At 68.0% G+C, this 22,808-nt stretch carries 21 protein-coding genes and 1 pseudogene; 9 read left to right on the forward strand and 13 right to left on the reverse strand.

The window, feature by feature from the left end; translation table 11 throughout:
* Window positions 1-169 precede the first annotated feature (169 nt).
* A pseudogene (locus ACJH7A_RS11625) lies at window positions 170-1,931 on the reverse strand (amidohydrolase family protein).
* A gap of 139 nt (window positions 1,932-2,070) precedes the next feature.
* Here ACJH7A_RS11625 and ACJH7A_RS11630 point away from each other — a divergent pair.
* Entirely contained in the window at window positions 2,071-2,706 is a 636-nt protein-coding gene (locus ACJH7A_RS11630; RefSeq protein WP_064858160.1) for a TetR/AcrR family transcriptional regulator, read from the forward strand.
* A gap of 4 nt (window positions 2,707-2,710) precedes the next feature.
* On the opposite strand, the gene ACJH7A_RS11635 is transcribed toward ACJH7A_RS11630, so the two are convergent.
* The 4 genes from ACJH7A_RS11635 to ACJH7A_RS11650 form a co-directional block, all read right to left on the reverse strand.
* A complete protein-coding gene (locus ACJH7A_RS11635; protein WP_064858130.1) occupies window positions 2,711-3,568 on the reverse strand; it encodes an SDR family oxidoreductase in 858 nt (285 codons plus the stop codon).
* A 63-nt stretch (window positions 3,569-3,631) separates the two neighbouring features.
* Window positions 3,632-4,057 carry a hypothetical protein gene (locus tag ACJH7A_RS11640; protein ID WP_133427382.1) on the reverse strand — a complete coding sequence of 142 codons (426 nt, stop codon included), beginning with the start codon at window positions 4,055-4,057 and terminating at the stop codon, window positions 3,632-3,634.
* 57 nt (window positions 4,058-4,114) lie between these two features.
* On the reverse strand, window positions 4,115-4,465 hold the full coding sequence (locus tag ACJH7A_RS11645; protein WP_133427381.1) for a hypothetical protein: 351 nt from the start codon (window positions 4,463-4,465) through the stop codon (window positions 4,115-4,117).
* A gap of 109 nt (window positions 4,466-4,574) precedes the next feature.
* The gene (locus ACJH7A_RS11650) at window positions 4,575-5,732 is read right to left on the reverse strand and encodes an acyl-CoA dehydrogenase family protein (protein WP_020100487.1); all 1,158 of its coding nucleotides are present in this window, start codon (window positions 5,730-5,732) and stop codon (window positions 4,575-4,577) included.
* Window positions 5,733-5,818: 86 nt separating this feature from the next.
* On the opposite strand from ACJH7A_RS11650, the gene ACJH7A_RS11655 reads away from it, so the two are divergent.
* Window positions 5,819-6,448, forward strand: a complete 630-nt coding sequence (locus tag ACJH7A_RS11655) for a TetR/AcrR family transcriptional regulator (RefSeq protein WP_267325861.1) — start codon at window positions 5,819-5,821, stop codon at window positions 6,446-6,448.
* A 45-nt stretch (window positions 6,449-6,493) separates the two neighbouring features.
* Here ACJH7A_RS11655 and ACJH7A_RS11660 read toward each other — a convergent pair whose 3' ends face one another.
* From ACJH7A_RS11660 to ACJH7A_RS11680, 5 genes are all read right to left on the reverse strand, one after another.
* Complete coding sequence (locus ACJH7A_RS11660) at window positions 6,494-6,883, reverse strand: hypothetical protein (protein WP_267325862.1); 390 nt, start codon at window positions 6,881-6,883, stop codon at window positions 6,494-6,496.
* Window positions 6,884-6,960: 77 nt separating this feature from the next.
* Entirely contained in the window at window positions 6,961-8,007 is a 1,047-nt protein-coding gene (locus ACJH7A_RS11665; protein ID WP_406801991.1) for an alcohol dehydrogenase catalytic domain-containing protein, read from the reverse strand.
* Complete coding sequence (locus tag ACJH7A_RS11670) at window positions 8,004-9,248, reverse strand: LLM class flavin-dependent oxidoreductase (RefSeq protein WP_234789588.1); 1,245 nt, start codon at window positions 9,246-9,248, stop codon at window positions 8,004-8,006. The genes ACJH7A_RS11665 and ACJH7A_RS11670 overlap by 4 nt, the downstream gene beginning before the upstream one ends.
* A gap of 170 nt (window positions 9,249-9,418) precedes the next feature.
* The gene (locus ACJH7A_RS11675) at window positions 9,419-10,048 is read right to left on the reverse strand and encodes a TetR/AcrR family transcriptional regulator (RefSeq protein WP_135355268.1); all 630 of its coding nucleotides are present in this window, start codon (window positions 10,046-10,048) and stop codon (window positions 9,419-9,421) included.
* A gap of 13 nt (window positions 10,049-10,061) precedes the next feature.
* Complete coding sequence (locus ACJH7A_RS11680) at window positions 10,062-11,675, reverse strand: PucR family transcriptional regulator (protein WP_267325864.1); 1,614 nt, start codon at window positions 11,673-11,675, stop codon at window positions 10,062-10,064.
* Window positions 11,676-11,790: 115 nt separating this feature from the next.
* Between ACJH7A_RS11680 and ACJH7A_RS11685 the strand changes: the two genes are divergently transcribed.
* From ACJH7A_RS11685 to ACJH7A_RS11715, 7 genes are read left to right on the forward strand one after another with little or no spacing between them, the layout of a single operon-like run.
* The gene (locus ACJH7A_RS11685; protein WP_133427375.1) at window positions 11,791-13,290 is read left to right on the forward strand and encodes a CoA-acylating methylmalonate-semialdehyde dehydrogenase; all 1,500 of its coding nucleotides are present in this window, start codon (window positions 11,791-11,793) and stop codon (window positions 13,288-13,290) included.
* 27 nt (window positions 13,291-13,317) lie between these two features.
* On the forward strand, window positions 13,318-14,700 hold the full coding sequence (locus tag ACJH7A_RS11690; protein WP_138249259.1) for an aspartate aminotransferase family protein: 1,383 nt from the start codon (window positions 13,318-13,320) through the stop codon (window positions 14,698-14,700).
* 15 nt (window positions 14,701-14,715) lie between these two features.
* Window positions 14,716-15,444, forward strand: a complete 729-nt coding sequence (locus tag ACJH7A_RS11695; RefSeq protein ID WP_064858138.1) for a (Fe-S)-binding protein — start codon at window positions 14,716-14,718, stop codon at window positions 15,442-15,444.
* On the forward strand, window positions 15,441-16,907 hold the full coding sequence (locus tag ACJH7A_RS11700; protein WP_406801992.1) for a LutB/LldF family L-lactate oxidation iron-sulfur protein: 1,467 nt from the start codon (window positions 15,441-15,443) through the stop codon (window positions 16,905-16,907). Before ACJH7A_RS11695 ends, ACJH7A_RS11700 begins: the two co-directional genes overlap by 4 nt.
* Window positions 16,904-17,521, forward strand: a complete 618-nt coding sequence (locus ACJH7A_RS11705; RefSeq protein ID WP_406801993.1) for a lactate utilization protein C — start codon at window positions 16,904-16,906, stop codon at window positions 17,519-17,521. Before ACJH7A_RS11700 ends, ACJH7A_RS11705 begins: the two co-directional genes overlap by 4 nt.
* On the forward strand, window positions 17,521-19,011 hold the full coding sequence (locus tag ACJH7A_RS11710) for an adenylate/guanylate cyclase domain-containing protein (protein ID WP_406801994.1): 1,491 nt from the start codon (window positions 17,521-17,523) through the stop codon (window positions 19,009-19,011). Before ACJH7A_RS11705 ends, ACJH7A_RS11710 begins: the two co-directional genes overlap by 1 nt.
* A 21-nt stretch (window positions 19,012-19,032) precedes the next feature.
* On the forward strand, window positions 19,033-20,157 hold the full coding sequence (locus tag ACJH7A_RS11715) for an epoxide hydrolase family protein (RefSeq protein ID WP_346414768.1): 1,125 nt from the start codon (window positions 19,033-19,035) through the stop codon (window positions 20,155-20,157).
* Window position 20,158: 1 nt separating this feature from the next.
* On the opposite strand, the gene ACJH7A_RS11720 is transcribed toward ACJH7A_RS11715, so the two are convergent.
* The 3 genes from ACJH7A_RS11720 to ACJH7A_RS11730 all read right to left on the reverse strand — a co-directional run bounded on the left by ACJH7A_RS11720 (window position 20,159) and on the right by ACJH7A_RS11730 (window position 22,807).
* The gene (locus tag ACJH7A_RS11720; RefSeq protein WP_064858141.1) at window positions 20,159-21,535 is read right to left on the reverse strand and encodes a cytosine permease; all 1,377 of its coding nucleotides are present in this window, start codon (window positions 21,533-21,535) and stop codon (window positions 20,159-20,161) included.
* A 4-nt stretch (window positions 21,536-21,539) separates the two neighbouring features.
* Complete coding sequence (locus tag ACJH7A_RS11725) at window positions 21,540-22,424, reverse strand: DMT family transporter (protein WP_064858142.1); 885 nt, start codon at window positions 22,422-22,424, stop codon at window positions 21,540-21,542.
* 137 nt (window positions 22,425-22,561) lie between these two features.
* Window positions 22,562-22,807 (reverse strand): hypothetical protein, encoded by a 246-nt coding sequence (locus tag ACJH7A_RS11730; protein ID WP_406801995.1) that lies wholly within the window; start codon window positions 22,805-22,807, stop codon window positions 22,562-22,564.
* Window position 22,808 lies beyond the last annotated feature (1 nt).

Consider the following 22,808-nt stretch of genomic DNA (forward strand, 5'->3'; position numbering starts at 1 on the left):
AAAGCGCGACGATGTGTTGGTGACGTACTCGGTGGGTATTACCGAGTACTCGACACGAAAGGCATCGGCGCGGCCGTCCGCGCCGATGCTGCGCCGTCGACGTAGCGTGGGAGGCGCCGCCATGCTCCTGGAATCATCGGGATTCCAACCCCTGTCCGGGCGCTTGGGCCTAGCGGATGCCGCGGACCAGCCGGCCCGGCCGCGCGCCGGTGTCGATGCCATGCCGGCGGGTCACGGTGCCGCTGACGATCGTCGCGTCGTAGCCACTTGCGCCCTGCACCAAGCGTTTTCCGCCCGCGGGCAGGTCGTGCACCATCTTCGGCGCGTGCAGGGTCAGCGCGTCCAGATCGATGACGTTGAGGTCGGCCTTCTTGCCCACCTGAATCACGCCACGGTCGGACATCCCGTACAGCTGGGCGGTGTCATGCGACTGCTTACGGATGACGTACTCCAGCGGCAGCTTCTCGCCGCGGTGGCGATCACGGGCCCAGTGCGTCAGCAGGAAGGTCGGGTACGACGCGTCGCAGATCATGCTGCAGTGCGCGCCGCCGTCCGAAAGGCCGAGCACCCCGGCCGGATGAGTGAGCATCTCCCGGATGGCGTCATGGTTGCCGTCGGAGTAGTTGAACATCGGGTACATGAGCATGGCGCCGGCGTCCGCCTCGAGCATCAGGTCATACATCGCGGCCAGCGGGTCCACGCCGCGGCGCTCCGCGATCGCCGCGACCGTGCGCTCGACGGTCGGCTCGTAGTCGGGCGGTTCGCCGATGTGGTACAGGCGATTTGCCGCATTCTGCGCCAGCATGAACATGCCGTCGAACAACTTGGTGGGGTCGATCGGCAGGTCATCCTCGGCGAGTATCGCGGCCCGCACCGCGGGCTCGGCCAGCTTCTCGGCCATCTCCTCGCGCGTGCATTCGGCGACCAGCCGACGGTAGGTCGGCCGGTGGGTGAAGGCGTGGTGACCGGGAAAGCCCAGGAGCATGCCGAACGGGCGCGCCGCGACCTGGGGGAACAGCCTGCTGCCCGCCTGGTGCGCGGCAGCCGACAGGTCGAGCTGTTCGCGCCACAGCTTGGGGTCGGCGTCGACCTGGATGAGCGCGAAACTCAGGGCGCAGTCGATCTCCTCACCCAGCCGTCGCATCCAGTCGAGTTCCTTGCGCGGCGCGATGATGTCCTCGCCGGCCGCGCCCTGCGGGGCCAGCTCGAAGACCGCGGCGCCGCCGGCAGCGGTGGCCCGGCCCAGCGCGAACAACTCATCTTCGGCGGCGAACGTGCCGGGCACCGGTTCGCCGTCCATGGCGCGGTGTGCCAGTGTCCGCGACGACGAAAAGCCCAGGGCGCCGGCCTCGATCGCTTCCTGGACCAGTTTCGCCATGGTTTTGATGTCGTCGGCGTTGGCGGGTTCGTTGCGGGCGCCGCGCTCTCCCATGGCGTATGCGCGGACCGCGCCGTGCGCGATCTGGGTGCCCATGTCGACGGCAAGTTCACGCTGCCCGATGACGTCGAGGTACTCGCCGAAGCTCTCCCAGCCCCATGTGATGCCCTCGGTCAGGGCAGTGCCCGGGATGTCCTCGACGCCCTCCATGAGGGCGATCAACCACTCCTCCTGGCCCGGGCGCACCGGCGCGAAGCCGACGCCGCAGTTGCCCGCGACCACCGTTGTCACGCCGTGGTTGCTCGAGGGCTCCAGCACGCTGTCCCAGCTCACCTGGCCGTCGTAGTGGGTGTGGATGTCCACGAACCCGGGAGCGACGATCTTGCCGCCGGCATCGATCGTCTGGGCCGAATCACCGGACAGCACAGGGTCGTTCGGGCCGCGGCGGTGCACTTCGACGATCTTGCCGTCCTTAGATCGCGACATCGGCGGTGAACCGGTCGGCCCCCGTGCCGTCGACGACAGTGCCACCGGTGATCTTCAGATCGAACACATCTGCTCCCTCGTTGCCGCCCCCGAACGTCCGTCAGCGGCAGTACTGTAACAGTGTTACACCGTGATGGGCCGCAGATCCAGAGGCAGGACGCGGCCCAGGTGTGATTAGGTGTTCGGCGAGGCTGAAGGAGGTGGTCATGGCTGAGGCAACCCAGCGCGGGTCGGAGGGTCCGTCGAAAACTGTTGACGCTCAACTCATCCTGGATACCGCCGCGGCGCTTCTGGAGCGCGACGGTGTCGAGGGCTTCTCCATGCGCAGCCTGTCCGAGCATCTCGGTGTCGCCGTCACGTCCATCTACTGGCACGTCGGGGGCCGGGACAAGCTTTTCGACCACCTGATCGACCGGCTGATCGAGGTGATGGCGAGCCTGCCGGCCACCGGTGACACCCCGGAGGAACGCATCGTCTCGCTGGCCCGCGCACAGCGCATCGCGCTCATCGAACGCCAGCATCTGATGGCCATCGCACACGAACGCGACCGGACACCGTCGCTGTTCCAGTCGGTGCAGCAGACCCTCGCCGCCGAACTCGCCGCGCTGGGGATCACCGGCAATCAGGCGGCCCTGGCCTTGCGCTCCATCGAGGTGCACGTGATTTCGTCTGCGCTGATGCAGTTTTCGGCGATTCGCAGTGGCGAGCACGAGGAAGAGGACGCCTCGCTGTGGGGCGACGACTGGCCGGATCAGCAGCTGGTCGACGCCCTTCGCTCCCCCACCGACTACGACGCGGTGTTCGAGTACGGACTGGCCGCGCTCCTGGCCTCGCTCGTCTGATTTGTCACTTGGCGGCGAACCGGCGGGACCGCAGCTTCGGGATCGCCTGCGCGCTGAGGACCCGGGCGCGTTCGGTCATGGCACCGGCGACGGCGTCGGGGTGGGTGGTGAGGTAGAAGCCACCGGCGGCCGACTGATCGAAGATGATCTCCGCGGCGGTCATCGGATCCATGGCGGTGATCTGGTGCATCGCGGTGCGCTCCGACTCTGACGCGTCGGCGGCGTCCCCTTTTCCGCCGTCGACGCCGCCGGCCGCGGTGAAGATGTTCGACTGCACCGGTCCGGGCAGCACCGCCTGCACACACACGCGCTCGTCGTGGCCGGCCAGCTCGACCTCGACGCGCAGGCACTCGGTCAGGGCCAGCACGGCGTGCTTGCTGACGATGTACGGCGCCTGCAGTTGCACCGTCGAAACCCCACCGACGGACGACATGTTCCACACCCACGCGGGTTCCTCGGAGGCCAGCATGGCCGGCAGGAAAGCCCGCACGCCATGGAAGACACCACTGACATTGATGTCCATGACGCGCTCCCAGTTGGCGACCGGGGTGTCCCACAGGTAACCGAACTGCTCGATGCCGGCGTTGTTGACCAGTAGGCGCACCGGCCCGATCTCACCATTGACCCGGTCGGCCAGAGCCTGCACGGCCTCGGCGTCGCGGACGTCGCATACCGCGTCGACGGCCGTCGCGCCGGCTGCGGACAGCTCGTCGCGCAGGGCAGCGACCGCGGCCGCGTCGACGTCGGCCAGCACCGTCGTCATCCCAAGTTTCGCCGCGTACCGGGCCAGACCGGCCCCGATCCCCGAGCCGGCACCCGTGATGACCGCGACGCCACCACCGAACAGTTCCTGTGCACCCATGGCCGAAGTAAATCGCAGGGCGGGGGCCCGGACAGGCCCGACGTCCGATCAGTGGAATGCCGGTCAGGCCGGCTGGACCTCGGCCTCGGCTCTCGGCGCCGCACGCAGCACACACCGCGCATAGCCGATCCAGCTCACCACGCAGGCCACGACGCCGACGACGATCATCGGGTATACCGCCTGGCCGAGAACGACTGCGACGGAATCACTTCCGGCGAGCCGCCGGTCGACCGCGCCGCCCGTCATCAACGGCAGCAGACTGACCACGAAGCAGGCGATGGCGGCGGCCAATGCGGTGCCGAACCTCGCGCGCACCGCGGCGACGATCATCGTGCCGGCCGCGAGCACGATCAGCACGGCAAAGGGCAGCGGGCGCAACTCGGCACCGAGATTTCCGCTGATGTCCCAGATTCCCCAGCCACTCATCGAACCGTGGCCATGGTCGTTGTGCGCGGTGTACCACGGCAGGACAGCCGCGACGACGATCATCGCGAAGGCGATGACCCCGATCGCCCAGCGCGTCAGTACGTTCTCGATCTCGACTCCTCATACCCCCGTGAACGTGGGCTGCATCAGCGTCAACATGGCCATCGCCAAACTGATGAGCAGACACAGACTCAACACGATCATCGCACCCACCAGCAGCCAGCGGCCCATCCGGCGGCGAACGCGCGTCAATTTTGCGTGGTGGCGTTCCTCGACGTAACTCACGGCCACCATGGCGAACGCGACATCGATGTGTTCGTCACCGACGGTGGCCGCGCCCGCCGCGATCTCCTGCAGGCGTCCGGGTTCGATCTGCACTCCCGCGACGGCGAAGCGCCGACTGAGTCGGCGCGCCTGCCCTCGCGTGAGCGGGTGGTCACACACGTGCACGTGATGTCGCGGGGCTGCCACTTGCGTTATTCCCTCGATTCGGGCGCCTCGCCAGGCCCGAAAATGCCGAAGGCGCCCGGGATTCAAGTTACTCCGACGGGCGCCTTCGCACACTGCGACAGCGGGATTTCTACAGACCCATGTCCTTGGCGATGATCATCTTCATGACCTCACTGGTACCGCCGTAGATGCGGCCGACGCGGTTGTCGGCGTACAGCCGGGCAATCGGGTACTCGTTGATGTAGCCGTAGCCGCCGTGCAATTGCAGGCAGCGGTCGATGACGCGCGCCGCGGCGTCGGTGCAGAACAGTTTGGCCTTGGCGGCATCGGCCGCGGACAGCTCGTCGAGGTCGTGGGCTTCCATGGCACGGTCGACGACGGCTTCCATCGCATCGACGTCGGCCTGGCAGGCCGCGAGCTCGAACTTGGTGTTCTGGAACGAGGCGACCGGCTTGCCGAACACGGTGCGGTCCTTGGTGTACTGCACGGCGAACCGGACGGCGGCCTTGGCCTGCGCGTACGCGCTGACGGCGATACCGAGCCGCTCGCGCGGCAGGTTCTGGCCGAGGTAGTTGAAGCCTTGGTCGGCCTCGCCGAGGATGTCCTCGACCGGGACCTTGACGTCGGTGAAGTTCAGCTCGGCGGTGTCCGAGCAGCGCAGGCCCAGCTTGTCGAGCTTGCGGCCGACCGAGTAACCCTCCAGCTTGGTGTCGACCACCAGCAGCGAGATGCCGAAGCGGCGGTCGTCTTCCTTGGGGGCCGAGGTACGGGCACAGACGATCACGCGATCGGCGTGCACACCACCGGTGATGAAGGTCTTGGAGCCGTTGAGGACGTAGTGGGTGCCATCCTCGGAAAGCTTTGCGGTGGTACGCATTCCGGCGAGGTCGGAACCGGTGCCGGGCTCGGTCATCGCGATCGCGAACATGATCTCGCCGCTGAGCATGCCGGGGAACCAGCGCTTCTTCTGCTCTTCGTTGCCGATGTCGCGGATGTACGGCAGACACAGGCCGACGTGCACGCTGGAGCCGCCGAACGACACTGCGGCGCGCGCCAGTTCCTCGGTCAGGATCGCCTGGAACTTGTACGAGGTCAGGCCCTCGCCGCCGTACTCCTCCGGGATTTCCGCGCCGAAGATACCGAGTTCGCCGAGTTTGTAGTAGAACTCGCGCGGCACCAGGCCCTTCTCGAACCACTCGTCGTAGACGGGACTCACCTCGGCCTCGACGAAGGCCCGGATCATGGCCCGGTAATCCTCGTGCTCTTCGCTGTAGACCTCGCGTTTCACAGACATCTCCTCAGAAGTGGTGAACAGTGTTAGCTTGTTGCTGTCACAATAAGCTAACGACGTTCGCTAATTCAAGGGAGACGCAGATGGGCAGGCCCCGCGTACCGCTGCTCAACCGCGAACTCATCCGTGACACCGCATTGGAATTGATCGATCGCGACGGCCTCGCCGAGATGTCGATGCGCAAGCTGGCCGCCGAACTCGGCGTGCAGGCGTCGTCGCTGTACAAGCACTACCCCACCAAGGACGACGTGCTCGACGCCGTCGCGAGTCGCGTTGCCGGGGAAATCGACACGTCCGGGTTCGACCGCGGCGACGACTGGCAGGACGCGCTGGCCGCGTGGGCGCGCTCGCACCGCGCCGCGCTGGCAGCACACCCGAATCTCGTGCCCTACCTCGCGACCGGACCGGGCCGACGCGATGTGAGTCTGCGGATCGCCGACGCCGTACACGGCGGACTGGTCGGCGCCGGCTGGCCACCGCGCGAAGCGACCCTGATCGGCGCCGCCACCCGGTCACTGGTGCTCGGGTCGACCGTCGGCTCCTTCTCACGCGGGTTCACCGACGACGTGCAGGTCTACCGCGACCGCTACCCGCACATGGGCCAGGCACACCTACTTCGCGGCAAGGCCGACCAGATCGACACGGCCGGTTTCGAACTGGCCCTGACCGCATTCATCGACGGACTGGCGATCCGCTTCAGCGCCCTGCAGTGATTTGTGCACGATTTTCCGCGCTGGCCGCGGAAAATCGTGCACAAATCACTTGTCTTGCGGCGGCCTGGGCCCGCCACCGAAGGGATTCAGCCTCGAAACGCCGGGGATGTTCGACAGCAGCCGGAACACCTCGTTGCCGGTATTGACCAGGGCTTCCAGTTGCGGCAGCAGGGCGTCGAGCGTGCGGAACATGGGATCGGCCATGGCCATGACCCGCTCGGTCCGGTCGATCGTGGTGTTGAGCCGCTCGGTGGCCACCGCCAGATTCTCGATGAGATCGGGCACCTGGGCGGCGAGTTGGACGGAGGCCGGCGGAATGCGCAACGCACCGCTGGCCACCGCCTGCGTCATCTCGACGGCGGACTGGGCAGCATCGACCGCGGACTGGGCCGCGGCCTTCAGGTCGCTGGGCTTCGGAATCATTTGACCGGCCATACAGTTAACTGTGCCGCACCCGGGCCCGCCTGTCCCGTGATCGACACGGCTACACGTCGGTAACGCTGCTCACGATCTCAGGACGGCAGTACCAGGATCTTGACGTGCTCGTCCGGATTCCGCAGTGCGGTGAACGCATCTGCGATGCCGTCGAGCCCGGTACGTCCCGTGATCAGGGCTTCTGCGTCGATCTCACCGGCAGCCAGTCGAGCCAGCACCTTCTCGTACGCCTGCTCATAGGGGCCGTGACCGAAGTTGATCGCGATCTGCCGCATCTGCGCCACCACCGGGATGATGGTCTCCTCGGCGAACGGCGATGCCACCACCTGAATCCGCGAACCCCATGGCAGCGTGTGCGTCAGGGTGTTGAGCGTGCCGACCCGGCCGCTGCACTCGTAGGCGATCAGCAGGCCGCCGCCGGTCTTGCCGCTACCCAGCAACTCGTTGTAGACCTCGATCGGGTCCTGCTCATTGGGGTCGACGACGATGTCGGCGCCCATCTTCGCGGCCAGTTCGCGCCGCTTCGGCGACGGCTCGGACGCGATGACGAGGTGCGCGCCGGCAGCTTTCGCGGCGAGGATCGTGCCCAGACCGATCGAACCGCAGCCGATCACGAGTGCGGTATCCGCGGCCGTCAGCCCGGACTGCTGCATGTGCATCTCGCCGACGTGTAGCGGCTCGGCCAGAGCGGCATGCTCCAGCGACAGGCCGTCGGGCACGTGCCGGACCCAGAACGCGTCGACGACGATGTACTCGCCGAACGCCCCGTGGTAGTCGTTCGAGTAGCCGATGATGGTCGGCATCCCGTTCTGCTCGGTGGTGATACCGAGGCCGGTGACGCGGTCGTCGACCGCGAAATCGTCGACGCCCTCGCCGGTTTCGACGACGACGCCCGACCATTCGTGGCCCAGCACCACCGGACGGGTGGCGTCGAAGACGGCGAACGGGAAGCCGGCGCCGGCGGCGACGGACACGAACCGGCACGGGTCCTTGGACATGCTCAGGTCACTGCCGCAGATGCCGCAGGCCGCCACTTTGATACGTAGCTGGCCCGGACCGGTGACCGGGGGCTCCGGCACGTCCGTCACGGTGAACTGGCCGTCGATGAACTGTGCTGCCTTCATGCGTGTGCTCCTGCGGTGTTGAGTTCGGTTGAAGGCGCCGGAGTGGCGGGGAGGTCGGTCGGCCGGCCGTAGTAATCGGTGTACGCCTTGGTGATGGCGCCGACGAGATTGCCGATCAGCACCTCGGAGTTGTCCTGTGCGAACTGCAGGCTGGCCTGCCGGGCGACGTTGCGGCGACGGAAGTGCGGGATGACCTCGGAGGCGAACAGCTCATAGCTGCGCTTGGTGTTCTCCCAGTCGGCGAGGTCCACGTGCATGATCAGCAGCGTGCCGAAGCCGCCCGTCTTCTCGATGAGGCGGTCGATCTGGGCGATGGCGTCCTCCGGCGTGCCGATGATGGCCTGGCCGAACTCGCCGAGCGACTCGTTCCGCCAGTAGTCGATGATGCCGGCCGGCGTCTGCGCCCAGTCCGGGTTGATGTTCTGCTGCCGGTTGACGTACTCGGCGATGTGGTGGATGCGACGGCTGACGGCGCGCTCGGCCTCCGCGCGCGTCTCGGCGATGAACATCGGGTTGACCAGACGCCACGTCGACCGGTCGGCGACGTAGCCGTTCTCGGCCGAAACCTGTTCGTACACACCCCAGTTGCGGTCGAGTGATTCGTAGCCGGCCTGCGAGCTGGCGGCCAGCGACAGCAGCGACAGGCCGTGCTTGCCGGCCAGCACCGATCCGTTGGGCGAGATTGTCGAAGCGGTGACGACCTCGATGCCGGCCGGGTTGTAGGTGGGCAGCTGCGCGCGGGCGTCGCGCAGGGTGAACCAGTCGGTCTCCATGTTGACGACCTCGCCGCGCAGCAGCGCGAGCACGGCCTCCAGGGCCTCACCCTGCATGCGGCGCTGGTTGGTGGTCGTGATGCCCATCATGTGTGCGTCGAGCGGAATCTTGCCGGGGCCGGTGCCGACGATAAGCCGGCCACGGGTCTGCAGGTCCAGCTGGGTGATGCGGTCGGCGGTGATCAGCGGGTGGTGGTACGGCAGCGACATCACACCGGTGCCGAAGCGGATGCGCTCGGTGCGTTCGGCCGCAGCGGCGATGAAAACATCTGGCGCCGGGACGATCTCGGCACCGGTCGAGTGATGCTCCCCCATCCACGCCTCTTCGAAGCCGAGGTGGTCCAGGTGCGTCATCAGGTCGATGTCGCGGCGCAACTGCAGCGCCGGGTCGGCGTCGAGCGGATGGTACGGGGCGAGGAACGCCCCGAACTTCATGGACGTCGGGCTCCACTGGGCAACGCTGCTCACGGTGGTCTCCTGGTTCTCGGTGCGGGCTGTCTCGGCTTGCCCGGCCGACTGTAATCCGATCACTCGATTGGATCAAGTGATCCATAAATATCGGCACGCTCAGCAGCCGCGAGCGTGACAAAAGTGCACGTAATTCGCGGCGTGTTGCGTTCAGACACGCACGCTCGTGGTTAGGAGTTGAGCAGCCGCTCGGTGCCGCCGACGACGAAAGTCACGAGATCTTCGTAGAACGCTTCGAGGGCCGGGGCCGACAGCTTGGCGCGGTCCCATTCGTCGGCGCGGCTCAGGCCCTGCACGAAGCCCATGATGGACACCGCCCAGCGCGCCTCGAGCCGCTCTTCGTCGGCGTTCGGGAAGGCGCGCCGCACCTGTGCCAGCAGGGCGACCCGCAGCTTGGGCTCGATGGTTTCGTCGGCCGGACCGGCCTGGGTGATCTGCGCCATGATCTTGATCCAGCGCATCCCGCGGGTGCGCTGCCGGCGCAGCAGGTCCAGATAGGGCGCCGTGACGGCGCGGACCAACGCGTCGGGCGACGGCGCGGCCGAATCCGCCGCCAGCACATCGACATTCGCCTGGATGGCCGCGCCGACCGCGGCGCCGAGGTCCAGAACCACCGCACGCAGCAACTCGTCCTTGGAACCGAAGTGGTAGTGCACCGAGGCAGCGCCGAGGCCGGCCGCGGCGTTGACCGAGCGCACCGAGACGGCGTCCACGCCCTGCTCGGCGAAGAGCTTCTCGGCCGTCTTCACCAGCTTGGCGCGGGTGGCATTGCCCTGGCGGTTCTGCGATGTGCCCGACACGGTCAGAAGCATGTCACAGCGGCGCGCCGGCGCCACCGAAAGCGTTGCGTGTCTCCAGGATCAGCAACGCCACGTGCAATGAGGTAGCCGACTCGCCGTCGGCCAGATCGACGCCCAGAATCTGCTCGATCCGGTTCAGCTTCGCGTACAGCGACGGGCGGCTCAGATGCAGTCGCGACGCCAGCGCCGTCTTGTTGCCGCCGAGTTCCAGGTATCCGCGCAAGACGTCGAGAAGCGCGTCTCCGGTTTCGATGTCGTGCAGGATCAGCGCGCGCAACTCCCCTTCGGCGAAGCGCTGCACCCGCGGGTCGGACCGCAACATCGAGAGCAGTCCGCGCAGCCGGATGTCGGCGACCCGGAAGCAGACGCGCTGCGACGCGGGCAGTGACAGCGCCGCCTCGGCGACGTGGGCGGCATCGGTGATGCGGTGGATCGCCTCGATCAACGCCGGCGCCGGGGTGCCGAGACCGAGCACCAGGCCGTGGGCGTCGACGGCGCGCTCGGCATCGCGCCGCAGGGCCCGGCCCAGCGGCTCCAGCGCGCTGCCCGCACGCGCGTTGAGCGACAGCACCATGGCGATTTCGCCGGGCCCGCGCAGTGAGAACAATCCGGTGTGCCCCAATGCCTTCACCGACCGCGTGACGACGTCGAGCAGGCGCGCGCTGCGGCGTTGTTCGGAGACCGGGTCGGCGTCAGCCGCCCAGCCCGCGATCCGCAGCGTCGCGGGCAGGTACTGCGCCGCCGGCCGCAGGCCCAACGCGAAGGCGCGCGCGGTCGCCTCGTCCTCGAACCGGATACGTTCGCGCGCAACGTCTTCCAGCAGGCCGGCCTGCGCCTGGTGTTCGATGTCGGTGCGGCCGCGCTCGGCCATGCGGTGCAGCACCAGCGCCTGGGATGCCCGCTCCAGCACCATGGTGAACCTGGCCGCCACACCTTCGGCGGTGCTCAGCGCGATCAGGCGGCCCCATGCATCGTCGCCGCGGCCCACCTCACTGATCACCCAGTCGTCCGTCCGCTCGGCCCCGGTCTCGTGCTGACGCGACCGACGTTGCCAGTCGCGCAACACATCTGGGGTGGGACGGCCGGCCGTCGCCACCGCGATCGCCTGGTGGTTGAGGTCCTCGAGGACCACGGGTGCACCGAGCAGATTCGCCGCCGCCTCGGCGATTCCGGCGGGCGTCGCCCGGCGCATGCTCAGGTCGGTGAACACCTCGTGCGTCTGTCGCGCGAAATCGACCTCCTGGTACTGGTCGGCGACGATCACCCGGTGCACCTGTTCGGTCACCTCGACGAACTTGATCACCCGGCGCACCGCCACCAGGGCCAGCCCCAGTTCCTCCGCGATCGCGCCGACGTTGACCGGCAGCGGCACGGCGCCCGCACCGAGTTCGACGACGACGCCGACGGCCTGCGCGGCGGCCACCGACCGCAGGTAGTCCAGCGGCGCGGCGCGCAGCGCGGCACCCGTAGTCAGCACCAGTTCGCCACCCTGCAGGACCTCCGAGAGATCCGGGACATCACTGACGTGGACCCAGCGGATCGGGCGATCGAATCCGGTCGCGCAGAGAATCTCGGGCTCGCCCTGCTGGATGACCGGCAGGGCGACGATCTCGGCGACGGTCGGCATTTACAAAGTGTAAATCCACATCCGGAACCTGATACAGATTGTCGGCCGATTCGGAGGTCGCCCCGGGGCAAGCTGAGTGCACACCCAGTACCGACCAGGAAGGCCTACTTCGACGATGACCACCTCGCAGACCATCTCGCACTGGATCAACAACGACGTCTTCACCGGATCCTCGGGACAGTCGGCACCGGTCACCAACCCGGCCACCGGCCAGGTCACCGGACAGGTGGCACTGGCCAGCGTCGAGGACGCCCAGACCGTCATCAACGCCGCGGCAGCCGCCTTCCCGGCCTGGCGCGACACCTCGATCACCAAGCGCGTGCAGACGCTGTTCGCCTTCCGCGAGCTGCTCAACGCCCGCCGCGGAGAGCTGGCCGCGATCATCACCGCCGAGCACGGCAAGGTGCTCTCCGACGCCATGGGCGAGGTCGCCCGCGGTATCGAGGTCGTCGAATTCGCCTGCGGCATCCCGCATCTGCTCAAGGGCGGCTACGCCGAGAACGCCTCCACCAACGTCGACGTCTACAACATCCGGCAGGCCCTGGGCCCGGTCGCCATCATCGCGCCGTTCAACTTCCCGGCCATGGTGCCGATGTGGTTCTTCCCCATCGCCATCGCCGCCGGCAACACCGTCGTCGTCAAGCCGTCCGAGAAGGACCCGTCGTCGTCGCTGTGGATGGCCGAACTGTGGAAGGAAGCCGGCCTGCCCGACGGTGTCTTCAACGTCCTGCAGGGCGACAAGACCGCCGTCGACGAGCTGCTGACCAACCCCGCCATCAAGGCCGTCTCGTTCGTCGGCTCCACCCCGATCGCGCAGTACGTCTACCGGACCGCCACCGCCTCCGGCAAGCGCGTGCAGGCCCTCGGCGGCGCCAAGAACCACGCCGTGATCCTGCCCGACGCCGACCTGGACCTGGCCGCCGACAGCATGGTCAACGCCGGCTTCGGTTCCGCCGGTGAGCGCTGCATGGCCATCTCGGCCTGCGTCGCGGTCGGTCCGATCGCCGACGACCTGGTCGCCAAGATCGTCGAGCGCGCCGCCGCCATCAAGACCGGTGACGGCGCCAAGGGCTCGGACATGGGCCCACTCATCACCAAGGTGCACCGCGACAAGGTGGCGTCCTACATCGACGCGGGCGAGGCCGAAGGCGCCAAGGTCGTGCTCGACGGCCGCAATGTCACGGTCGAGGGTGCCGAGAACGGCTTCTGGCTGGGCCCGACCCTGCTCGACAACGTCACCCCCGAGATGAGCGTCTACACCGATGAGATCTTCGGCCCGGTGCTGTCGGTCGTCCGCGTCGAAACCTACGACGAGGCACTGGAACTGATCAACAACAACCCGTACGGCAACGGCACCGCGATCTTCACCAACGACGGTGGCGCGGCCCGGCGGTTCCAGAACGAGGTCGAGGTCGGCATGGTCGGCATCAACGTCCCCATCCCGGTTCCCATGGCGTTCTTCAGCTTCGGCGGCTGGAAGGCGTCGCTGTTCGGCGACACCCACGCCTACGGACCCGAGGGTGTGCAGTTCTTCACGCGCGCCAAGGCCGTCACCCAGCGCTGGGCCGACCCCAGCCACGGCGGCATCAACCTGGGCTTCCCTGAGAACAACTGATCACGCCACCCAGACAGAGGACCCGACATGACCCTCGCCGCAGACCACGTCCTGCCCGCAGGCCACACCATCGACTCGATGCGTGCCGAAGCCGAGCGTGCCTACGCGCTGGACCGCGCCCACGTCTTCCACTCCTGGTCGGCCCAGGCCGCGCTGAACCCCATGACCATCACCGCCGCCGAAGGCAGTTACTTCTGGGACGGTGACGGCAACCGGCTGCTCGACTTCTCCTCGCAGCTGGTCAACACCAACATCGGCCACCAACACCCGAAAGTTGTTGCGGCGATCCAGGAGCAGGCCGCCAAGCTGTGCACCATCGCGCCACAGCACGCCAACGCCGCACGTTCCGAGGCCGCCCGGCTGATCACCGAGCTGACCCCCGGCAACCTGAACCACGTGTTCTTCACCAACGGCGGCGCCGACGCCAACGAGCACGCCATCCGCATGGCGCGCCTGCACACCGGCAAGCACAAGGTGCTCGCCCGCTACCGCTCCTACCACGGTGGCACCGACCTGGCGATCAACCTGACCGGTGACCCGCGACGGTTCGCCAACGACCGCGGCGCGGCCGGCGTCGTCCACTTCAACGGACCGTTCCTGTACCGCTCGGTGTTCCACGCCGAGACCGAGGAGCAGGAATCGGCCCGCGCCCTCGACGAACTGCAGCGCGTCATCGAACTCGAAGGCGCGTCGACCATCGCGGCGATCATCCTGGAGTCCATCCCGGGCACCGCCGGCATCATGGTGCCGCCGCCCGGGTATATGGCCGGCGTCCGCGCGCTGTGCGACAAGTACGGCATCGTGATGATCGCCGACGAGGTCATGTCCGGCTTCGGCCGCTCCGGAAAGTGGTTCGCCATCAACCACTTCGATGTCGTCCCGGACCTGCTGACCTTCGCCAAGGGCGTCAACTCCGGCTACGTGCCGCTGGGTGGCGTCGCGATCAGCGACGCCATCGCCGCCACCTTCGCCGAGCGCGCCTACCCCGGTGGCCTGACCTACTCCGGCCACCCGTTGGCGACCGCGGCCGCGGTCGCGACGATCAACGCGATGCGCGAGGAGGGCATGGTCGAGAACGCTGCCCATCTGGGTGCCGACATCATCGGGCCGGCTCTGCGGGACTTCGCGCAGCGCCACCCCAGCGTCGGTGAGGTGCGCGGCGCGGGCGTGTTCTGGGCCGTCGAACTGGTGAAGGACCAGAAGACGCGGGAGCCGTTGGCGCCCTACGGTGGCAGCAGTGAGGCGATGAACGCCGTCGTCGCGTTCTGCAAGGAGAACGGGCTCATGCCGTTCACCAACTTCAACCGCATCCATGTGGTGCCGCCGTGCAACGCCGCCGATGACGACGTCCGTGCCGGGCTGGAGATTCTGGACCGCGCCCTCGACGTGGCGGACCGGTACGCAAAGTAGGGGTACTGTCGGCCGGTGCGGATAGCCCTGTTCGCGACGTGCCTGGCCGATGCCATGTTTCCGGCTGCCGCCATCGCCACGGTGCGGTTGCTGGAACGGCTCGGCCACCAGGTGGAGTTTCCCGCCGGGCAGACCTGCTGCGGGCAGATGCACGTCAACACCGGTTACCTGCGCGAGGCCGTGCCGCTGGTGCGCAACCATGTGGAGGCATTCGCCGGCTTCGACGCGATCGTGGCGCCGTCGGGGTCCTGCGTCGGGTCGGTGCGACATCAGCATGCGATGGTGGCGCGGCGCGCCGGTGACACCGGACTGGCGGCCCGCGCCGAATCGGTTGCGGCACACACCTTCGAGCTCTCCGAGTTCCTGGTGGACGTACTCGGCGTCGACGACGTCGGCGCCTACTACCCGCACCGCGTCACCTATCACCCGACGTGCCACTCGCTGCGGATGCTGGGCGTCGGTGACAAGCCGCTGCGACTACTGCGCAACGTCCGGGGCCTGACACTCGTCGAACTGCCCTCGGCCGAATCCTGTTGCGGCTTCGGTGGCACATTCGCCTTGAAGAACGCCGACGTGTCCACGGCGATGCTCGAAGACAAGATGGCGAACATCACGACGACGGGCGCCGCGGTGTGCACCGCCGGTGACGCATCGTGCCTCATGCACATCGGCGGAGGCCTGAGCCGGACCGGCAGTGGGGTCCGCACCGTGCACCTGGCCGAAATCCTGGCGGCCACATCGTGACCGCGGTGTTCCTCGGGCAGCCGGGTGTGGGGAATCTCCGTGGCGATCATAGTTTTCCGGCGGCGGCGCGGACAGCGCTGGCCGATGAGCAACTGCGACGCAATATCGGCCATGCCACCGGCACCATCCGCGCCAAACGCCTTGCCGCCATTGCCGAATGCCACGACTGGGAACAGCTGCGTGCGGCCGGCAGCGCGCTGAAACAGGATGTGCTGGCGCGGCTGCCCGAACTCCTGGAGGAACTGGAAGCCAACGTCACCGCGCGTGGCGGCACCGTGCACTGGGCCCGCGCCGGCGACGAAGCCAATCGTATTGTCGCCCAGCTCGTCCGGAACACCGGCAGCACCGAGGTCGTCAAGGTGAAGTCCATGGCGACGCAGGAGATCGGACTCAACGAATATCTCGAGGGCGCGGGCATCACGCCCATCGAGACCGACCTGGCCGAGCTGATCGTCCAACTCGGACACGACAAACCGAGTCACATCCTCGTCCCGGCGATCCACCGCAACCGGACCGAGATCCGGGACATCTTCGAACGCGAGATGCCCGGCGCGGGCGACCTCACCGACGAACCCCGGGTACTGGCGATGGCCGCCCGCGCGCATCTGCGTCGAAAGTTCCTGTCCGCCAAGGTCGCCGTCAGCGGCGCCAACTTCGGGGTCGCCGAGACCGGCACCCTGGCTGTCGTCGAATCCGAGGGCAACGGACGGATGTGCCTGACCCTGCCGGAAACCCTGATCACCGTCATGGGCATCGAGAAGGTCATCCCGCGCTTCACCGATCTCGAGGTGTTCATGCAGCTGCTGCCGCGGTCGTCGACCGCCGAGCGGATGAACCCGTACACCTCGATGTGGACCGGCGTGCACCCCGGGGACGGCCCGCAGCAGTTCCACCTGGTGCTGCTCGACAACGGCCGGACCCGGGCACTGGCCGACGAGGTGGGACGTGCTGCGCTGCACTGTATTCGGTGCAGCGCCTGCCTGAACGTCTGCCCCGTCTACGAACGCACCGGGGGGCACGCCTACGGCTCGGTGTACCCCGGGCCCATCGGCGCGATCCTCAGCCCCCTGCTGACCGGCACCACCGGCCACGACGATCCGAACGCGAGCCTGCCGTACGCGTCGTCATTGTGCGGCGCGTGTTTCGAGGCCTGCCCGGTCCGCATCGACATCCCGTCGATCCTGGTACATCTGCGTGCCGCGCAGGTGGATCAGGAACGAGGCGGGCTCCCGTCCGGACAGGATCTGGCGATGAAAACCGCGGGCTGGGCCATGGGGTCCGCGGCGCGGTTCAGGCTGGCGGAGAAGGCTCTCGGCGTGGGACGGCTGCTCGCCGGCAACGACCACCGCATCAGCAGGCTGCCCTGGCCGGCGTCGAAATGGACTGCGAGCCGCGATGTTCCGGCACCACCTGCGCAGACATTCCGGCAGTGGTGGGCCCGTAACCGGGGCGGCACGCAATGAGCGACGCACGGGCGGAGGTGCTGGGCCGGATCCGCGCGGCACTGGGACCGGACGTGCTCGCAGCGGTGCAGGTGCCACGTGACTACGACCGAGAACCGTTGTCCGGCAACGGTGACGTCGAACGATTCGCCGCGACGGTGGCCGACTACCGCGCGCAGGTCCACCGTGTCGGCGCGAGCGAGGTGGCCGCCACCATCGGCGCACTCATCGGAACCGGAACGGCCGTCATCCCCGCGGATCTGCCGCCCGACTGGGTCACCGGCGTCCACACCGTCGTCGACGACCCGCCTGTCGGCCTCGATGTGTTGGACACCGTCGATGCGGTGGTGACCGGCTGCGCTCTCGGGATCGCGGCGACCGGCACCATCGTGCTGGATGCCGGTGTGGCACAGGGCCGGCGCGCGCTGACGCTGGTGCCCGACCATCACCTCTGCGTCATCCGGGCCGGCCAGATCGTCGATACCGTGCCGCAGGCCTTCGCGGCGCTCGACCCGACCCGTCCACTGACCTTCATCTCCGGGCCGAGCGCGACGAGCGATATCGAACTGCAGCGCGTCGAAGGCGTACACGGGCCGCGCACGCTCGACGTCGTCATCGTCGGAGCAGGCCACTGATGACCGAGCCCGTAGCGACCCGGCCGAGCGCCCATTCGATCGCTGTCCGCTACACCGCCGGCTTCACGTCCGCCTACCTGCTGACCACTGCCGAGGTCGTCGCCACCGTCGTGGCGCTGTGCGCCGAAACGCACAGCGCGGCCAGCACATTGCTCAGCCGTGCGAACCTGGCTCCGCTGATCGCCATTGTCACGGTCGGCACGGTGATCGTCACGATCGGGAGTTACCGCGAGATCATCGGCATCGCCCGCTGGTATGCCGCCGGCGCCCTGCCCGATGACATCCAGCGGCGACGCGCCGTCACCGTTGTCCAGCGACAGGCGGCGCTCTCGGCTGTGGTGTGGACCATCGGCGGTGCCACCCTCATCACGACCAATCATCAGGCGATCCCGGCAACGCTGCTCGCCATGACGGCGATTTTCGGCGCCGTGTCGACGCTGAGCACCGGCATGTTGTTCACCCAGCGCGCATACCGGCCGCTGGCGGCCGCGGCCATGCAGGATCATCTCGGCCGGACCGTCACGCCGGGTGTGCTGGCGCGCCTGGTGATCATGTGGGTGATGAACAGCGCGCTGCCGAGCCTGTTCATCGCCGTGCTGATCGTCTGCCGGCACATGGGCTGGTTCATGCCCAAGTCGGCGTCGGTGGACATCCCCGTCGTCGTGGTGGCGGTGGTATCGATGGCGCTCGGGCTCCGGGCGCTCATCGTGGTGTCGCTGTCGATCTCCGATCCGGTGCGCGACGTGGTCGAAGCCATGGCCGAGGTGGAACGCGGCGTTATCGGGCGGACGGTACCCGTCTACGAGCAGTCCGAAATCGGGCGGCTGCAGAGCGGATTCAACCGCATGGTCGCCGGGCTGCTGGAACGCGACCGGCTGCGCGACCTGTTCGGCCGTCACGTCGGCCCCGACGTGGCGCGGCTGGCCCTGTCGTCGGACGAACCGGGCGGCGAGGTCCGCGACGTCGCGGTGTTGTTCATCGACCTGACCAGTTCCACCCAGATGGCCGAAACCATGGCGCCCGCAGACATCGCCGCGGTGCTGAACGACTTCTTCCGGATCGTGGTGGCCGCCGTCGATCAGCACGGTGGGCTGATCAACAAATTCCAGGGTGACGCCGCACTGGCGATCTACGGCGCTCCCCTGCGTTCGGACTCCGCGGCCACCGACGCCCTGGCGACGGCCCGCACGCTCGGCGTCGCGCTGCAGCAGCTCCCGGTGGTCGATTTCGGCATCGGGGTCACCGCGGGCAGCGTGTTCGCCGGCAACATCGGCGCCGAGAACCGCTATGAGTACACCGTGATCGGTGACCCGGTGAACGAAGCCGCTCGGCTGGCCGATGTCGCCAAGAAGGAGCCCCACCGGACCCTCGCCTCCGACGCCGCAATCAGCCTGTGCGACAACGCAGAACGCGGGCACTGGCGAAGCAGCGGCAGCCGGATGCTGCGCGGACGGTCGAGCCTCACGCACACCTCGGTACCGGTCGGGTAAGAATGGACCATTGTGACTGACATCGTGCCGTTTCAGATCGCCGTGCCCGACGCCGTGCTGGACGATCTGCGCCACCGCCTGACCAACACCCGCTGGCCGGAAGCCGAATGCGTCGACGACTGGAGCCAGGGCATCCCGCTGGGCTACGCGCGCGACCTGGCCGCCTACTGGGCGGACGGCTACGACTGGCGGGCCCGCGAGGCCGCGCTGAACCGGTTCGACCAGTACGTCACCGAAATCGACGGCCTGGATATCCATTTCATCCATCAGCGGTCACCGCACCCCGAGGCGCTGCCGCTGATCATCACGCACGGGTGGCCCGGGTCGATCGCGGAGTTCCAGAAGGTCATCGGGCCGCTGACCGATCCGACCGCGCACGGCGGACGGGCCGAAGACGCGTTTCACGTGGTGTGTCCGTCCCTGCCGGGCTACGGATTCTCGGGTAAGCCCGCGGCCAGCGGCTGGGGCGTCGAGCGGATCGCGCAGGCATGGGACGACCTGATGGTGCGACTCGGCTACCCCCGCTACGGCGCGCAAGGCGGCGACTGGGGCGGCGCGGTGACCACCCAGATCGGGCGAAACGTGGGTCATTGCATCGCGATTCACACCAACATGCCCATGGGCCGGCCCGCAGCCGGTACCACGGAGTTCACCGCCGAGGAACAGCACGCGCTGGCGGCGCTGAAGCGCTACCAGGACGTCGACTCCGGCTACGCCAAGCAACAGTCCACCCGGCCGCAGACGATCGGCTACGGCCTGGTCGACTCACCGGTGGCGCAGCTGGCGTGGATCGTGGAGAAGTTCTGGTCGTGGACCGACCACGACGGTGACGTCGAGAGCGCACTGAGTCGCGACGAGATGCTCGACGACGTGATGATCTACTGGGCCACCGCCACCGGGGCATCGTCGGCACGGCTGTACTGGGAGAGCTTCCGGGTGTTCGGCGGCGCGCGGCAGAAGGTCGAGCTGCCCACCGGCGTCGCGTCGTTCCCGAAGGAGATTCTGCGGGCACCGCGGTCCTGGTGCGAGAGCGGCTACAACATCACCCACTGGACGACGATGCCGCGCGGTGGCCACTTCGCGGCGTTCGAGCAACCCGAGTTGTTCGTCGACGACGTGCGCACCTTCTTCGCGACGGTGCGCTGACTCACGAAGCCCGCAGCCGCCGGTAGCCGCCGTAGATCACCAGTGCGACAACGAAATTCACGAAGTACGCGATGTCGGCGCCATGCCAGGCGACGGCGACGGGTCCTTGCAGCAGCGTGGTGTTCATGAACGGGATCGCGGCGCCGTAGGCCACGGCGAAAGCGGCGAGCGCGGCGATCGCATCGGCGCGCGGCGTGGTCTCCGCGGCCGGGTCGACGGTCAGCCGGCCGCGGCTGCGACGGCGCCAGTCGACGATCACGATGGCCGCGAAGGCCGGAATCCAGTAGCTGATCAGGAGCAGCACATTGGTGAATCGCGTTGCGGTGTCGCCGGTGTGGAGCCAGAGAATCAGACCGAACGCCAGCGCCGTCACCACCAATGAGGACACCGGCCGCCGCACGCGCACGCCCAGCGTCTGCAGCGCAAGGGAACCGCTGTAGTCGTTCATCACGCCCGAGCCGACCGACGCCAGCGCGATGACGGCCAGCGCGATGGCACCCAGGGCTCCCCCGCCCATCACCGACCGCACGCCCTCGGCGGTCTGGTCGGTGATGAGACTCCCCGCAGCGATGCCGATGGTCTCGACGAACACGTAGGCGGTGGCCAGTCCGGCGAAACTGAACCCGAACACCTTGCGCGGCGCGGAATCCGCCGGGAGGTAGCGGCTGAAATCGGCGGCATAGCTGGCCCAGGACACGGCCAGGCTCAGCGCGATCGTGACCGCCAGCACGAAGGCACCGGCGAGGTCGGCACCATGCGCGGTGGCCGGCGTGACGACCTGGTGTCCGGCAACGAGTTTGACCGCGAACACGACGAACGTCGCGAACAGCACCACCGTGAGAACGGCCTGCAGTCGATGGATCAGCTCGTAGCCGATGAACCCGACCGCGCCCTGCACGCCCAGCACGATCAGCACGGCCGCCCAGAACGGGATACCGAGCAGCACCGCCAGCGCCTCGCCGCCGAACAGACCGACCAGCGCGTCCCACGCCACCGACGAGAGCCATTGCAGGACAGCGGGTACCGCGATCAAGCCACCGAAAGCCATCCGCGCACCGGGCAATTGCGCGGTGCCGGTGCGAGGACCCAGCGTGGAGAGGTAGCCGACCACCAGTGACCCGAGCACCGTGCCGACCAGCATCGCCAGCATCGCCAGCCAGAATCCCAGACCCAGCGCACCGATCATCGCGCCGGTGAAGACGCACGTCATGTTGATCTGCGGCGCGAACCACACCGTGAACAGCCGGCCCGGTGTGCCGTACCGGCGATCGGCCGGAACCGGGGCGATGCCATGGGTTTCCACCGACATGTCCCCGGCCCGGCTGGGGGTGCGGCCGGTGAACGACGAGGCGGTGAGCGCGGTGGCCGGTGGCGTCATGCCCCTATTCGACCATGAGGGCCGGTTCCCGGTGGCCTGCCCCGGCCACGGGTCGCGCACCGCGGCGGGCGGCACCGACACCGGCCAGCACGACAAGTGCGATACCGGCGATGGCAGGCAGGCCCGGCACCTGATGCAGGATGAGCAGCCCGAGCATCATGGCGAAAGCCGGCTCGAGGCTCATGAGCGTGCCGAACGCTGCCGCGGTGAGGCGCTGCAGCGCCAGCATCTCCAGAGTGAACGGGATGGCCGGCAACAGGATGGCCAGGCCCAGGCCGGCCAACAGCAGGTGCGGCGTCAGATGGCCGATGACCGACGGCCCGGCCACCATGGTGACGACCAGCCCGGCGACCGGCATGGACACCGCGAGCCCCGTGATGCCGGTGACCTCGTCGCCCACGCGCTGGGTCAGCAGGATGTAGGCACCGAGGCAGACCGCCGAAGCCAGCGCGGCCAGTACCCCGACGGGGTCGACGGCGGCCGCCCACGGTTGCGTGAGCAACACGACGCCGGTGCCGGCCATCGCCGGGAACAGCAGCCGCCCGCGGCCGCGCCCCTTGGCCACTGCGACGGCAAGCGGCCCAAGGCATTCCAGGGCGCTGGCGGTGCCGAGCGGGATGCGCGAGACCGCCACCATGAACAGCAGGGTGAACCCGGCGGTGGTGATGCCGAGCAGGACGCACGACACGAACGCTGACCGCGTGAAGGACGCCGGCCGCGGCCGGACGAACAGCAGCATCAGCACGCCCGCCCACGCGAGGCGGAGCCACGCCACACCGGCCGGCCCGACACCGTCCATCAGCTTCACCGCGAGCGCCGCGCCCAGCTGCACCGACATCATCGACGCGACGGTCATGAGTGCGCCGTTTCGCGCCGCTGCGGTGGTCATGCGTGTATTGAACGGGAACCAGAATGTTCATGTCCACGTGATAATCGTGGACATATCGTTCGCAATTCATGAATGAAGCCGTTGTTGCAGCGACTGCAGCAACGGCCCCTTCGCGATCCGGATCAGAACCGAATCGATCAGAACGTCGGAACGAACGTGCCGTTCACCCAGACGCCCCAGTGGTTCCATCCGGCATCCCAGACCTGGGGATTACCCATCGACCACGCCGGTTCAGCCGGTTTCGGGGGTGCCCATGCCGGCGGCGCCGTCACGGTGGGCCCGGGAGGCGGCGTCATGCCGGCCGTGGCCATGCCTGTGCCGACACCTGCGGCGCCGGCGAACAGTGCACCGGCAACAGCAGTGGTGACAGCTGTTTTCTTCATC

Origin of the sequence: Mycobacterium sp. SMC-17 (assembly GCF_045310915.1) — a bacterium.
Taxonomy (GTDB): domain Bacteria; phylum Actinomycetota; class Actinomycetes; order Mycobacteriales; family Mycobacteriaceae; genus Mycobacterium.

Excerpts from the sequence above, each read along its gene's own strand:
- ACJH7A_RS11630 (WP_064858160.1), top strand. The coding sequence starts at position 2,071 with ATGGCTGAGGCAACCCAGCGCGGGTCGGAGGGTCCGTCGAAAACTGTT.
- ACJH7A_RS11635 (WP_064858130.1), bottom strand. The coding sequence starts at position 3,568 with ATGGGTGCACAGGAACTGTTCGGTGGTGGCGTCGCGGTCATCACGGGT.
- ACJH7A_RS11640 (WP_133427382.1), bottom strand. The coding sequence starts at position 4,057 with ATGATCGTCGTCGCGGCTGTCCTGCCGTGGTACACCGCGCACAACGAC.
- ACJH7A_RS11655 (WP_267325861.1), top strand. The coding sequence starts at position 5,819 with ATGGGCAGGCCCCGCGTACCGCTGCTCAACCGCGAACTCATCCGTGAC.
- ACJH7A_RS11660 (WP_267325862.1), bottom strand. The coding sequence starts at position 6,883 with ATGGCCGGTCAAATGATTCCGAAGCCCAGCGACCTGAAGGCCGCGGCC.
- ACJH7A_RS11665 (WP_406801991.1), bottom strand. The coding sequence starts at position 8,007 with ATGAAGGCAGCACAGTTCATCGACGGCCAGTTCACCGTGACGGACGTG.
- ACJH7A_RS11680 (WP_267325864.1), bottom strand. The coding sequence starts at position 11,675 with ATGCCGACCGTCGCCGAGATCGTCGCCCTGCCGGTCATCCAGCAGGGC.
- ACJH7A_RS11685 (WP_133427375.1), top strand. The coding sequence starts at position 11,791 with ATGACCACCTCGCAGACCATCTCGCACTGGATCAACAACGACGTCTTC.
- ACJH7A_RS11690 (WP_138249259.1), top strand. The coding sequence starts at position 13,318 with ATGACCCTCGCCGCAGACCACGTCCTGCCCGCAGGCCACACCATCGAC.
- ACJH7A_RS11705 (WP_406801993.1), top strand. The coding sequence starts at position 16,904 with ATGAGCGACGCACGGGCGGAGGTGCTGGGCCGGATCCGCGCGGCACTG.
- ACJH7A_RS11710 (WP_406801994.1), top strand. The coding sequence starts at position 17,521 with ATGACCGAGCCCGTAGCGACCCGGCCGAGCGCCCATTCGATCGCTGTC.
- ACJH7A_RS11720 (WP_064858141.1), bottom strand. The coding sequence starts at position 21,535 with ATGACGCCACCGGCCACCGCGCTCACCGCCTCGTCGTTCACCGGCCGC.
- ACJH7A_RS11725 (WP_064858142.1), bottom strand. The coding sequence starts at position 22,424 with ATGACCACCGCAGCGGCGCGAAACGGCGCACTCATGACCGTCGCGTCG.
- ACJH7A_RS11730 (WP_406801995.1), bottom strand. The coding sequence starts at position 22,807 with ATGAAGAAAACAGCTGTCACCACTGCTGTTGCCGGTGCACTGTTCGCC.